Here is a 16,174-nt window from a genome sequence, read left to right as displayed (position 1 = left end):
ATTTTAGATATAGAAAACATAGGAATTCAACACAACTTTTTTGAAATTGGAGGCCATTCACTGAAAGCGACTACGATGGTTTCTAGAATCCATAAGGAACTTATGGTGGAGCTACCTTTACGACAAATATTCAAAACACCTACTATAAAAGGAATTGGAGAATATATTGACTCTACGAAAGAAAGGGTATATGCATCGATCACAAAAGTAGAAGAACAGGATTATTATCCGCTCTCATCTGCCCAAAGAAGACTCTACATTTTAAACAAAATAGAGGGTAGCGGAGTATCTTATAATATGCCTTTCGCTATGAAAATAAAAGGTGATTTGGATGTTCATCAGCTTGAGAATGCATTCTATAAACTAATCGAAAGACATGAGGCCTTAAGAACTTCTTTCGTAATGGTAGATGGTGAACCAGTTCAAAAGATTGAAAAAGAGATAGATTTCCAAGTGACGTATAGAGAAATGGGTACCAATAAGCTAGATGATATGATTAATGGATTTGTTAAACCGTTTGATTTGGAGAAAGCTCCTCTTTTACGGGTTGAAATTATACATGTCACAGATGATGAGCACGTGATGGTCCTAGATATGCACCATATCATTTCAGATGGAGTTTCAATGAACATTTTAAATAGAGAGCTCTGTAAACTGTATGAAGGGAAAGAGTTATCCCCATTGGACCTACAGTATAAAGATTATGCAGTATGGCAAAAAGACTTGTTTACTCAAGAGGAAATGAAGAAGCAAGAAGAATATTGGATAAATGTTTTTAAAGAAGAAGTACCTATTTTAAATATGCCAACAGATTATAAAAGGCCGCCGACACAAAGTGTTGAAGGGGCCCGAAGAAGTTTTGAAATAGATAGTGAGTTGACAAAGAAGCTTAATAGAATTGCAAAAGAAAATGGGGTTACCATGTATATGCTTCTGTTAGCTGGATATACAACTTTACTTTCAAGATATACGGGTCAAGATGATATTGTGGTAGGATCTCCAATTGCAGGAAGAAGCCATCATGATTTTGAAAATATTGTCGGAATGTTTGTGAATACCCTTGCGATGAGAAATTATCCAAATGAAGATAAAACATTTCGTAATTATTTAAGAGAAGTAAAAGAAAATGCATTAAAGGCTTATGAAAATCAAGATTATCCTTTGGATGAACTGGTTGAAAAGCTGGACTTACAAAGAGATATGAGTAGAAGTGCATTATTTGATACGATGTTTGTGCTACAAAACTTAGATACCTCTAATGAAGAGATTAAAGGGTTAAGTTTTGAAACATATGATAGTGAACTTAATATAGCAAATTTTGATTTGACATTATCAGCAGTAGAAACTAATAACATTATAAAATTTGATTTAGAATATTGTACAAAATTGTTTAAGAAAGAGACAATAGCTAAAATATCAGAGCACTTTGTTAGTATTTTAAGAGAAATTACTAATAATCAGGAAGTTTGTTTAGGTCAAATAGATATGCTTTCGGGAGAAGAAAAGTACATTCTTTTGAATGAATTTAATGAAACTTATATGGATTATCCAAAGAATAAAACCATTTATCAATTATTTGAGGAGCAGGTAGAGAGAACTCCAAACAAGGTTGCCGTAGAATTTGAGGGGCAACAAGTTACTTATAAGGAGCTCAATGAAAAATCCAATCAAGTAGCTAGAGTACTTTGTGATAAGGGTGTTCATCCAGAAATGATTGTAGGAATTATGGTGGAACGTTCTTTAGATATGATTGTCGGTATCATGGGGATATTAAAATCAGGGGCAGCGTATTTACCAATAGACCCTGAATATCCTGAAGAGCGAATTAAATATATGGTAGAAGATAGTAACACAAAGTTCGTATTAACGCAGACTCATTTATACGATAAACTTCATTTTATCAATAATGAATGTATAACTAAAATCTCAATTAATGATGAAACAATAAAAAATCAAGAGCAAATTAATATGGAAAGGCGTAATAATAGAAATGATTTAGCCTATGTCATTTATACGTCTGGTTCCACTGGTTTACCAAAAGGGGTGTTAGTGGAACATCATTCCTTAGTCAATTTATGTAATTGGTATGTAGATTTTCATAAAATAACAGAAAGAGATCGAATTACAAACTATTTGAAAGTCTCATTTGATGCATCTATTGGAGAAATTTTCCCTTGTTTAATCACCGGAGCTACTTTGCACGTTTTAGGTAAAGATATTAGGCTTGATCTAGATAAATTAAATGAATATATGAATAGTAAAGACATAACAGTTGCAACATTCCCATCTAAGGTAAGTGAACAATTTATATTACAAGATAATCATTCTTTAAGAATGTTAGTATCCGGTGGCGAAAAGTTAATTTTAAATAAGAATACCCGCTATCAGCTTGTAAATGCCTACGGTCCAACCGAAAATACAGTAGTAACTACAAGTTTCTTAATGAATAAAAATGATGATAATATTCCAATTGGAAAACCGGTGTATAATACTAAAGTTTATATAGTAAATAAGTATAATCAGCTTTGTCCAATTGGAGTAACAGGAGAGTTATGTATATCTGGAGTTGGATTGGCAAGAGGTTATTTAAATAATCAAGTCTTAACTGCCGAGAAATTTGTGGAAAATCCTTTCGTCAGTGGGGAAAAAATGTATCGTACAGGTGATCTTGTAAGATGGATGCCTGATGGAAATGTTGAATTCATAGGAAGAATTGACCATCAAGTAAAAATACGTGGGTATAGAATAGAACTTGGTGAAATAGAGAGCAAGTTGTTAAAACATCAAGATATAAAAGAGGTCGTAGTAGTAGCAAAAGAGGATAAGAAAAATCATACGTATATAAGTGCTTATATTGTGTCTGAAAAAGCAATATCTTCAGCCAAGATAAGAGAATTTTTAGAAAAGGAACTTCCTGATTACATGATTCCCTCTTATTTTGTTCAACTTGACCAGTTACCACTTACATCAAACGATAAAGTGGATCGAAAAGCACTTCCAGAACCAGATAGAAGTAGTCAATCAGGGGTAGAATATGAGGCACCAAGAAATGAAGTTGAAACACATCTTGTTGAGATTTGGAGGGATATCCTAGGCATAGAGGATATAGGGATAAATCATCATTTCTTTGTATCAGGTGGAGATTCTATTAAGGCTCTGCAAATTGTATCCAGGTTGTCTAGAATAAATCTTAAATTAGAAGTGAAAGATCTATTTGCAAACCCTAAAATTAAAGATCTTAGTAAGTATGTAAAAAAGCAAAACAAACGGTTAAAACCTAATGAAATAGTTACAGGAGAAGTAATATTATCTCCAATTCAAAAATGGTATTTTGAGAAAAATAAAGAAGAACTAGATCATTTTAATCAATCATTTATGCTGTTTAGGGAAGATGGGTTTGATCAAAAGAGAATAGAGAGAGTCTTTAATAAGATATTAGAGCAGCATGATGCCCTTAGAATGATTTATAGAGAAAATGATGGAGAGATCATTCAGTATAATAGAGGCTATAAGGATAACCTCTTTGATTTATACGTTCATGATGTTGAGAGAGTAGAGAATAAGGAAGAGAAAATATATGAATTAGCGACAAATATCCAAAAGAAATCTTCCATCAAAAATGGTAAACTCGTTAATCTTTGTCTATTTAAAACGAATCAAGGTGATCATCTGCTTATTACCATTCATCATCTTGTAGTAGATGGAGTATCATGGAGAATAATATTAGAAGATTTTGAAACTCTATATTCTCAGGATTTAAGAGGTGAGAAGTTAGATGTTGGATTCAAAACTGAATCCTTTAAAGAATTTTCCTCTAAGCTGAGGGAGTATGCTAGTAGCAATAAATTATTAAAGGAAAAAGAGTATTGGCAAGAGATAGCAAATACTGAGGTTGCATTTATACCTAGAAAAAAAGAGCTCAAAAGTGACACATTCGAAAATAGTAAAACAGTTAGTATTTCTTTAAATAAGGAAAAGACTATAAGTTTATTAAGAAAATCCAATAGAGCATACAATACAGAAATAAATGATATATTGTTAACTTCCTTATTATTAGGCGCTAGAGAGATAACAAGTGAAAATTGTATAAAAATAAATATGGAGGGACATGGAAGAGAAGATATCTTAGAAAATATAGATATTAGTAGGACTGTAGGTTGGTTTACAACTATGTATCCAGTACTTATAGATTTAGGCAATGAGACCGATCTTGCTACTAATATAAAAATGGTAAAAGAAATTTTAAGGAAAATTCCTAACAAGGGAATCGGATTTGGTATACTAAAATATTTATCAAAAGAGAAGTATCTATTAAATGAACAAAAAGCACCAATTTCATTTAACTATTTAGGTGAAATGGATAATGATGTTAACAGAAATGAATTTTCTGAATCAAAATTTTCTTATGGGGAAACAATTGGAGGAAAGATTTCAAGAAATAATTCGATAGAAATCAATTCGATAATTATTAATAATGAATTGGTTATAAATACTACCTTTAATGAGCTAGAGTTTGATGAACTAACAATCAGGAAATTAAATGATAAGTTTAAAGAAAGTCTTGAAACTATAATTGATCATTGTGTTAGTCAAATAGAGGTGGAAAAGACGCCTTATGACTATGGGGATACTAAATTAACTCTAAGTGAACTTAAGGATATTAAAGAGAAGTATAAAGATTTCGAAATTGAAAAGATTTACCCGTTAGCAAATATGCAAAAGGGAATGCTGTTCCATGCTTTGGAAAACAAAAATTCAAAAGCATATTTTGAACAAACTGTCATGGATATAACAGGATACGTTGATGTAGAGATATTAAAAACAAGTTTTAATAAAATCATGCAAAGATACGAAATACTAAGAGCATCATTTGAATATGAAATAGTTGAGGAGCCTAGACAAATAATAATAGCGGATAGAGAAATAGGTTTTCAATATTGCGATATAAGTGAAAGAGGAACTATAGAAAAAGAGTTATTCATAAAAAATTATAGAGAAGAAGATACAGAAAAGGGATTTAACTTAAGTAAAGATACTTTAATGAGAGTATGTTTGATTAGAACAGATGAAAACTTATATAAATTGGTATGGAGTCATCATCATATTTTATTGGATGGTTGGTGTCTTGGAATCGTATTAGGTGAGTTATTCACTGTATATGGAAAATTAATAAATGGTGAAGAATATGAGTTAGAAGAAACGAAACCTTATAGCGATTATATAAAATGGCTGGAAGAGCAAGATAAAGAAGAAGGTAAAAGTTATTGGGAGCAATATTTAGATGGTTATGAAGAGAAAGCGCAAATACCAAAATTACAGATTACTAAGAATAATAGTGAGTATTTAAGAAGAGAAAAAGTAATTGAATTTTCGAACGAACTAACAAATAAGATTACACAGCTTGCTAATAGGAATAGCGTAACCTTTAATACAGTATTCCAGAGTATTTGGGGTATTATTTTGGCGAAGTATAACAATACAGACGAAGTAGTATTTGGAACTATTGTATCGGGAAGGGAAGCACCAGTAGACGGAATTGAAAAGATGATTGGTTTATTTATTAATGCCATTCCAACTAGAATAAACCTTGGAAAGAATCAGAAGTTTAAAGAGGTTTTAACGGTTGTACAGAGTGAAGCTATAGCTAGCAATAATTATAACTATATGAATTTAGCTGAAGTTCAAGCAATGAGTAAATTAAAGAATGATCTTATTGATCATATAATTGTGTTTGAGAACTATGCTGTTGATAAACGTATTGCCGGAAATGAAAAAATGGATATAGGTTTTGAGGTAGAAGATATACATGCAGAAGAGCAGAGCAATTATAGTTTTAGTATTGCTGCAACTCCAGGTGAGAAGTTAAATTTAGTTTTAACTTATGATGGCAATATTTATGATGACAAAATAATAGATAATATTGAAATGCACATTAAAAAAGTAACTGAACAAGTGATTGCAGATGAGAATAAGAAAATAAATGAAATAGACATAATTTCAGAAGAAGAAAGAACAACTTTATTGTATGAATTTAATGATACAAAAGTAGATTATCCAAAAGAGAAGACGATCCATCAATTGTTCCAAGAACAGGTAGAAAGGACACCTGAAAATATTGCAGTTGTGTTTGAAAATAAACAATTGACTTATTGGGAACTTAACGAAAAATCTAATCAAGTCGCTGCTCTGCTAAGAGAAAAAGGTGTGAAATCTAATACTGTGGTTGGTATTATGGTTGAACGTTCGATTGAAATGATAGTTGGTATGATGGCGATATTAAAAGCTGGGGGAGCATACCTTCCAATTGATCCTGAGTATCCAGAGGATAGAAGAAGATATATGTTAGAAGACAGTGGTATAGAAATATTGTTAAAACAAGAAAATAAACATGTAGATTATGATTTAACTTGTATTGATATAAATGTACAAAAGATTAAGGATAGATTTACAGAAAACTTGCCTAGTCTAAATAAGTCCTCTGACATGGCTTATATAATATACACTTCAGGTTCAACTGGAAAACCAAAGGGTGTTATGGTGAATCATAAATCTATTCTCAATACGTTATGTTGGAGAATAGAATCATATCAATATAGTGAAAGTGATATTACGTTACAGATGCCTTCTTTCTCTTTTGACAGCTCTGTTGAAGATATTTTTACTACTTTGCTTTCTGGAGGTAAATTAATTTTAATAGAAGATATAAGAATGAATTTCAGTAAATTTATAAATATTATTCAAAATAATAAAGTAACTAATTTGTTAGCTGTTCCAAGTTATTATAATAATCTATTAAACACTATTGATAAGCCTTTAGTAGATTTGAGATTTGTGACAATTGCAGGTGAAGGTTTTAATGAAAATTTAATTACAAAACATTTTCAGAAAATGCCTCACGTAAAATTGTTTAATGAATATGGTCCAACAGAAAATAGTGTTTGTTCTACAATATGTGAATTAAAACAGGAAGATCAGAAGGTACTTATTGGTAAACCAATAAGTAATAATAGGGTTTATATCCTTGATATAGAAAATAATTTAGTGCCATTAGGAGTTGCAGGTGAACTTTGTGTAAGTGGGGAAGGTTTGGCACGTGGTTATTTAAACAGACCAGAGCTTACAGCGGAGAAGTTTGTTCCAAATCCATTCATTCCAGGGGAAAGGATGTACCGGACAGGAGATCTTGCAAGGTTATTGCCTAATGGGAATATCGAATTTTTAGGTAGAATTGACCATCAAGTGAAAATTCGAGGTTTCAGGATTGAACTTGGTGAGGTAGAGAATCAACTTTTGAAACAGAAAGAGATTAAAGAAGCCGTTATCATCGCAAGAGAGGATAATAATGGTCAACCATATTTATGTGCTTATTTTACGTCTGAAACACGTAAGAAAGAATCCAAATTACAAGAAATTCGGAAGGATTTGGCGCAAGAGCTTCCAGAGTATATGATTCCTGCGTTTTTCGTTCAGTTGGATAAACTACCACTTACAGCAAATGGAAAAGTGGACCGAAAGGCCTTACCAGAACCTGATGAAAGTGCAGTTGTGGGAGTAGAGTATGAGGCACCAAGGAATGAAGTCGAAGAAAGACTTGTATCCATTTGGCAGGAAATTTTAGGAGTAGAAAAAATCGGTATCAACCAGCACTTTTTTGAAATAGGAGGTCATTCTCTTAAAGCAACTACGATGGTTTCTAAAATCCATAAGGAACTTATGGTGGAGATACCTTTACGACAAATCTTCCAAACACCTACTATAAAAGGGATTGGAGAATTTATTGACTCTACAAAAGAAAGTGTATATGCATCCATCAAAAAAGTAGAAGAACAAGATTATTATCCACTTTCATCTGCACAAAAAAGACTCTATATTTTAAACAAAATAGAGGGTAGCGGAGTATCTTACAATATACCGTTCGCCATGAAGATAAAAGGTGATTTGGATGTTCAGCAACTTGAGAAGGCTTTCCATAAATTAATAGAAAGACATGAAGCTTTAAGAACTTCTTTTGTAATGGTAGATGGTGAACCAGTTCAAAAGATTGAAAAAGACATAGATTTCCAAGTGACGTATAGAGAAATGGGTACCAATAAGCTAGATGATATGATCAATGGATTTGTTAAACCGTTTGATTTAGAGAAGGCTCCTCTTTTACGGGTTGAAATCATACATGTTACAGATGATGAGCACGTGATTGTATTAGATATGCATCATATCATATCAGATGGTGTATCAATGGGGATCTTTACACAGGAATTAGCTGAGTTATACAACGGGAAAGAATTATCTCCATTAAGCATTCAATATAAAGATTATTCTGTATGGCAAAGAGAATTGTTTACTCAAGAAGAAATGAAAAAACAAGAAGAGTATTGGATGCATGTATTTAAAGAAGAAGTACCAGTACTAAATATGCCGACAGATTATAAAAGACCACCAATTCAAAGTACAGAAGGTGACCTTGTACATTTTGAAATCGATAGTGACATATATGTTAACCTTAAGAAGATGGCGAAGGAACATGGTGTGACGCTGTATATGCTTCTGTTAGCGGGATACACAACACTGCTTTCAAAATATACGGGGCAAGAGGAAATCGTAGTGGGATCTCCAATCGCAGGAAGACCTCATGATGATTTGAAACAGATTATGGGTATTTTTGTTAATACTCTTGCGATGAGAAATTATCCAAAACGAGACGTTTCATTCCAAGATTATTTAAAAGAAGTTAAAGAGAATGCTTTAAAAGCCTATGAAAATCAGGATTATCCATTTGATGAATTAGTTGAAAAATTAGATTTAAAGAGAGATATGAGCAGAAGTGCTTTGTTTGATACAATGCTCGTCTTACAAAACTTTGACTATGATGATTTTGAAATACAAGGTTTAACTTTCTCACCATATCAAATGAAGGCGCATGTTTCTAAATTTGATTTAACATTTACCGCTGTTGAAGAAGAGCGTAGTATCAAATGTGTATTAAATTACAGAACTAAATTATTTAAGAAGGAAACTGTAGAAAGATTAGCTAAACATTTAATCCAGGTTTTTAAAGAAATTATTGAGAAGCCAGAACAAAGCATTCAGGATATTATGTTGCTTTCAGAAGAAGAAGCGCAGATGCTATTGCAGGATGATAAAGATACAAAAGCTGATTATCCGAAAGATAAAACAATTTCACAATTATTTGAGGAACAGGTGAAACGAACACCTCACCATGTAGCCGTGGTATTTAAAAATCAGAAACTTACGTATCTGGAACTGAATGAAAGAGCGAATCAAATGGCAAGGTTGCTTCAAGAAAAAGGAGCAAAGCCAGGGATAACAGTAGGTATGTTAGTGGAAGAATCTCTTGAAATGATTATTGGAATTATGGCCGTATTAAAAGCAGGAGCGACTTACTTACCAATAGATCCTGAACAACTGGATAAAAGAACGAATGTCATTTTAAAGGATAGTAATGCTAGCCTATTGATAGTAAAAGGAGAAAGGAAAGAAACTCTCCAATTTAATGGAGAAATAGTCTCCATGGAAGATGATTCTATAAAAGAGAGGGATACATCAAATTTATTAGTCAATTATAAATGGAATCATAATGCGTATATCATCTATACATCAGGTTCGACTGGTACACCTAAAGGTGTATGTGTTCAGCACAACAACGTTGTAAACTACATGACTTGGTTTACAAAGGAAGCGAATCTAAAAGAAACAGATAAGGCAATGTTAGTATCTTCCTATGCATTTGACTTGGGCTATACAAGTCTATATTCATCACTTTTAAATGGATGTGAACTGCATCTCGTTACAAAAGAAGTATATACTAATGCTCAGAAGGCATTACAGTATATAGAAGAACAAGGGATTTCTTATTTGAAATTAACACCGTCTCTCTTTAGTGTCTTGGTGAATGATCCGAGTTTCTCAAATAATCAGAGCTGTAAAACTTTGAGATTAGTCGTGTTAGGTGGAGAGAAAATCAATCCAATAGATGTTGAAACATTCTATACACATTACCCAAATCATGCGGTAATGAATCACTATGGACCTACAGAGGCGACAATTGGTTCGGTATATCAAGTTATTGAATATGATACAATGGCAGCTTTCAAAGAATGCCCTGTGATTGGAAGACCAATTCAGAATATGAAGGCTTACGTAGTGGATCAACAAATGAAACTTGTCCCGGAAGGTGTTTATGGTGAATTATGCTTATCAGGAGATGGCGTAGCAAGTGGATATTTAAACAGAGCAGATTTGACAGAAGAAAAATTTGTTCAAAATCCGTTTGAACCAAATAAAAAAATGTATCGGACAGGGGATCTTGCTCGAAGACTATCGGATGGTAGAATTGAGCTTGCAGGTAGGATTGACGGTCAAGTGAAAATAAGAGGTTATCGAATTGAAACAGAAGAGATTAAGCGTCATTTAGTTAAACACGAACAAATTAAAGAAGCATTCGTGATTGACCGAGAAGGTCAGGACGGAAGAAGATATCTATGTGCATATATTACGTCCCAGAGGGACCTATCATTTGAAGAATTAAGAGCGTACTTAAAAGTAGAAATCCCTGAATACATGATTCCATCTTATTTTGTTCAGATGGAGCGTATTCCACTTACGGCAAATGGAAAAGTAAACGAAAAAGCTTTACCAGAGCCAGATGTGAGTAAGGGAGTAGATTATGAAAAACCAAGAAATCAGGTAGAAGAAAAACTTGTGAAGGTATGGGAAGATATATTAGGAGTCAATCCAATTGGGATTAGCCATAACTTTTTTGCTTCGGGTGGAGATTCTATTAAAGCTTTACAAATTATCTCACGTTTATCACGAGAAGGTATCACGTTAGAGATGAAAGATCTATTTACCTATCCGGAAATCAAGTTTTTAAGCAACTATGTCAATATTGAGACAATACAAGAAGGCTCTTATGAAATTGAAACAGGAGATGTGTTGCTCACTCCAATTCAAAAAGCGTATTTTATGAATGGAAAAGAAGATATAAATCATTATAATCATGCAGTTATGTTGTATAGGAAAGATGGATTCCGTGAGGAAATGATACAAGAAGTTATGGAAGCAATTTTTGTACATCATGACGCTTTACGAATGATTTATAAAGAGGAGAATAATGAAGTACTTCAATTTAATCGAGAAGTGGAAAAGAATCAATTTGGTTTTTATGTTTATGACGTTTCGAGAGAAGATAATCCAGATGTGAAAATTCAAGAACTTGCGACAATATTACAGAAGAAAATTGATATACAAGAAGGGCCTCTTGTAAATGTAGCACAGTTTAAGACGAATGTTGGAGACCATCTGTTACTTATTATTCATCACCTTGTGGTGGATGGAATCTCTTGGAGAATCCTATTTGAAGATTTTGCACTTGGATACAGCCAGCTAATGAAAGGAGAACCAATAGCGTTTTATCCAAAAACGACTTCTTATAAAGAGTATGCCACTCAGCTCAACGAGTATGCTAAGAGTGCAAAAATCCTTAGAGAAAAGCAATATTGGGTGAACACATTAAAGGATAATGTTAACTTTTTAGAGAAAAAAGAGGAAGTTGGACTATTCCGATATGAGGATAGTGATACTTTTAGTACCGCTCTCGGCATAGAGGAAACAAGCCGATTGTTAAGAGAAACAAATCAAGCATATCATACTGAAATCAATGATTTACTGATTAGTGCTCTTTTAATAGCTACAAGGAGAGTAACTGGTGAAAATAAAATTAGGATTAGTCTAGAGGGCCATGGTAGAGAACGGATTATAAAAAATGTAGATATTAGCCGAACAGTTGGATGGTTTACAACCAAATATCCTGTATACATCAATTTAGGAGATGAAAAGGACCTTTCAATGACTATTAAAACAGTGAAAGAGTCTCTTAGAAGAATTCCGAATAAGGGAATAGGCTATGGGGTTTTAAAACAATTGAGTGGAGATTCAGATTTATGGAGTATTGAACAGCCACCTATTTTGTTTAATTACTTAGGTCAAATGGATGCAGATCTCAATAATACAATCTTTTCTTCTTCGTGGATATCGGCAGGAGAGTCGATTGGAGGTAAACATACAAGAGAAACACCTATAGAAATGAATGCTATTGTCTTAGATGGAAAGCTCACTATTGATACGACTTATAATACAAAAGTATATGCAGAGGATGTCGTAGTGGAGTTTACGGAAGCTTTCAAGGCTGCTCTTCGTGATGTAATCCATCATTGCATTTCTAAGGAACAGGCTGAAAAAACACCATTTGACTACGGAGACAAAGAATTAAGCTTCGAACAACTAGAGGAAATCAAGGCGAAAAATAGGTGGGGAGAAATAGAAAAGATTTATCCATTAGCTAATATGCAGCAGGGTATGCTATTCCATGCATTAGAAGATCCACAATCAGGTGCATACTTTGAACAACTTGTCATTGATGTCAAAGGGTTTATTGATGTCAACTTATTCGAGGAAAGCTTGAACGATATTATGAAAAGACATGAAATCCTTCGGACAGCAATTGAATATGAAATTACAGAAAAACCAAAAAATGTAATCGTAAAAGGTCGAAAGATTGGCTTTAGATACCGAGATATTAGACAGCAAGGAATAGATCAGCAAAAAGAAAGTATAACAACCTACATTGAACAAGATCGAGAAAAAGGTTTTGATTTTAGTAAAGATGTCTTAATTAGACTGGAACTTATTCAAACTGATGATAAGGCTTATACAATTATATGGAGTAATCATCACATCTTATTCGATGGATGGGGCAGAGGTATTATTTTGGGAGAATTGTTCCATATCTATGGAAACAAACAAGTAGGACAGTATCCTAATTTAGAAGAGCCAAGGCCATATAGTGATTATATTAGATGGTTAGGAGAACAGGAAAAAGAAGAGGGAATTCAATATTGGAAACAATATTTAGCAGGATATCAAAAACCTGCGAAAGTTCCATCGTTCAAAATTGATAGTACAAGAGAGTACCATGGACAAGAGACGCTCATTGAATTTTCAAGGGAATTTACGAAAAAAATGACTGAATTGGCTAATCAAAATAATGTTACGTTAAACACTGTGCTACAAACTTTATGGGGGATTATTTTAGCCAAATATAATCATACAGACGATGTTGTATTTGGTTCTGTCGTTTCTGGTAGAGATGCCAAAGTAGCTGGAATTGAAAAAATGGTTGGATTATTCATTAATGCAATTCCAACGAGAATTAATATAAAAGAACAGAAGAGCTTTAAAAGTATTTTAAAAGAGGTACAGCAACAAGCGATAGAAAGCCAAGCATACAACTATATGAATCTTTCAGATATACAGTCTCTTAGTGATTTGAAAAGGGATTTAATTGATCATGTAATGATTTTTGAGAATTATGCACTTGATGAACGTTTACTTCAGGAAGAAGAACGTAAGAGTAGTTTCGTGTTTAAGGATATTAAAGGGATTGAACAAACCAACTATGGATTTACAATAGTTGTCGTTCCAGGTGAACAGCTTGTTCTCAAAATATCATATGATGGAAATCTCTATTCAGAAAAACTCATCCAGAACATAGCAAATCATCTAAAAAATGTTATGGACCAAGTTGTGCAGGATGAAAACAAAAATGTGAGTCAATTAGAAATCCTTTCAAAAGAAGAAAAGCATTATTTCTTGAATGAGTTTAATGAAACAAAGGCAGAGTATCCAAAAGAAAAAACAATTCATCGCCTATTTGAAGAACAGGTAGAACGGACTCCAAATAAGGTAGCTGTGGTATTTGATAAGCAGCAACTTACTTATAAAGAACTTAATGAAAAATCTAACCAAATAGCTAGGATACTCCAGAATAAAGGAGTTCAACCAGATACAGTTGTAGGTATCATGCTTGAACGTTCTCTAGAGATGATTATAGGAATTATGGGGATTTTAAAATCTGGAGCAGCATATTTACCAATAGATCCTGAATATCCTGAAGAGCGAATTAAGTATATAGTAGAGGATAGTGGAACAAATATAATACTTACAAAAGGTAAAGATGCAGTGAGATTAAACAAAGAAATAGTATTTTTGGATGAAGAGTATAATCATTATTCTACTGAAAATATAAAAGTAACAAGTAATACTAACAACCTAGCTTATATGATTTATACTTCGGGTTCTACAGGTATGCCAAAAGGAACCATGCTTAAGCAACGAGGCCTAGTCAATTATATAACATGGGCAAATAAGGAATATGTCAAAGGAGAGGCCTTAGATTTTGCCTTGTATTCATCTTTCTCATTTGACCTTACAATTACATCATTATTCACACCATTAATTTCTGGAAATAAAATAGTTATTTACAATAATGATGGGGATGAACCAATTATAAGACAAATCTTTAAGGATAATAGAGTAGGTATAGTAAAATTGACACCATCCCATTTAAGGTTGATAAGAGATATTGATAACAGCAATTCAAGTATAAAACGATTAATAGTGGGTGGAGAAGATTTAAAGACTGAGTTAGCAAGAGAGATCTCAAAAAGTTTCAATCATAATGTTGAAATCTATAATGAGTATGGTCCAACAGAAACAACAATTGGCTGTATGATTTATAAATATAGTCTTAATGACGATAAACACATATCGGTACCTATTGGGAAACCAATTGATAATGTTCAAATTTATATATTGGATGATAATCAAAAGATATTACCAGTAGGAATAGAAGGAGAACTTTATATAAGTGGAGATGGTGTTGCTACAGGTTATTTAAATAGACCTGAATTGACAGCAGAAAAATTTATATCGAATCCATATGTACCTGGAGCAAAGATGTATCGAACAGGGGATCTTGCAAGATGGTTGCCTAGTGGAAATATCGAATTTATAGGCAGGACTGACCATCAAGTAAAAATTCGTGGTTATAGAATTGAATTAGGAGAAATAGAGAATCAAATTCTAAAATTAGATAATATAAAAGAAACAAAAGTTGTTGCAAGATTAGACGGTGAGAATAGTCAGTATCTTTGTGCATATGTTGTTTTAGAGAATAAAGAAAAAGCAATTACTGTTACAGAAATGAGAAAATATTTATCAAAAGAACTTCCAAATTATATGATACCGGCATTTTTTACACAGATTAAGGAATTACCGTTGACAACAAATGGTAAAATAGATGTAAATTCATTACCAGCACCAGATGGAAATGTCAAATATGGATTAGAATACGAACCGCCAAGAAATGATTTAGAAGAAAAAATTGTTAGCATATGGGAAGAAATTTTAAATATCAAAAAAATAGGTATGAATACTAATTTATTTGATATCGGAGCGAACTCTTTAAACGTTATGACATTTGTTTCAAGGATAGTTGCAGAATTAAACTTTAGAGTACCGTTTAAAGATGTATTTGATAAACCTACAGTCCGAAGTTTTTCAGCGTTCTTAGAAGGTGCAAAAGAAATGTTAAAGGATTATACAGAGGATTGTATTCAACTTAGTAGCTCAACAAGCACCAATAAAAAACTATTTTGTTTCCCACCTGCTGCTTCAATAGGAATAGCATATATGGGGCTAGCAAAGCATATTGAGTCATATTCGGTTTACAGTTTTAATTTTATTAAATCTGAAAATAGAATTGCACAATATGTTAAAATAATAAAAGATATTCAATCAGAAGGACCGTACACATTAGTGGGATATTCAGCTGGTGGAATTCTTGCATTCGATGTGGCAAAAGAATTGAATAGACAAGGTTTTGAAGTAGAAAATCTTATTCTTATTGATTCAAAATACCGTACGATTGTAGAACAGAATCTTTATACAGAGGAAGAGTGTAGGAGAGAACTTCATGAAAAATTCAATCTGAAAAAATATAAAGATTTAGAAAAATTAGCTAGTGATTATTTGATAGAATTAATTATGAAGTCTTATATGTATGTACAGAGTACAACAACAAATGGCAGTATTGATGGAAATATAAGTTATATAAAATCAGTAAAAGAAAAAGAAGATGAAAATAATTTACTATGGGAGAATGCTACAACGAAGAATTTCAGGATAATTCAAGGTTATGGAACCCATATGGAAATGTTATCAAATTCAAAGCTAGATATTCTTAAAAAGAATGCTAATATAATAAACGACATATTGGCGTTTGAAACAGTTTAATTTTTGAGAATTGGCATTTCTT

Annotated in this window: 1 protein-coding gene; it reads left to right on the top strand. The window is 32.6% G+C overall.

The genetic code is table 11. From position 1 onward, the window contains the following. The coding region (locus MR107_RS17870; RefSeq protein WP_242292574.1) for a non-ribosomal peptide synthetase at positions 1 to 16,152 on the top strand (16,152 nt) is incomplete at its 5' end. Positions 16,153 to 16,174: the final 22 nt, after the last annotated feature.

Origin of the sequence: Bacillus cereus group sp. BfR-BA-01441, from assembly GCF_022663075.1 — a bacterium.
Lineage (GTDB): Bacteria > Bacillota > Bacilli > Bacillales > Bacillaceae_G > Bacillus_A > Bacillus_A cereus.
This window is presented reverse-complemented; position numbering and strand designations above follow the sequence as displayed.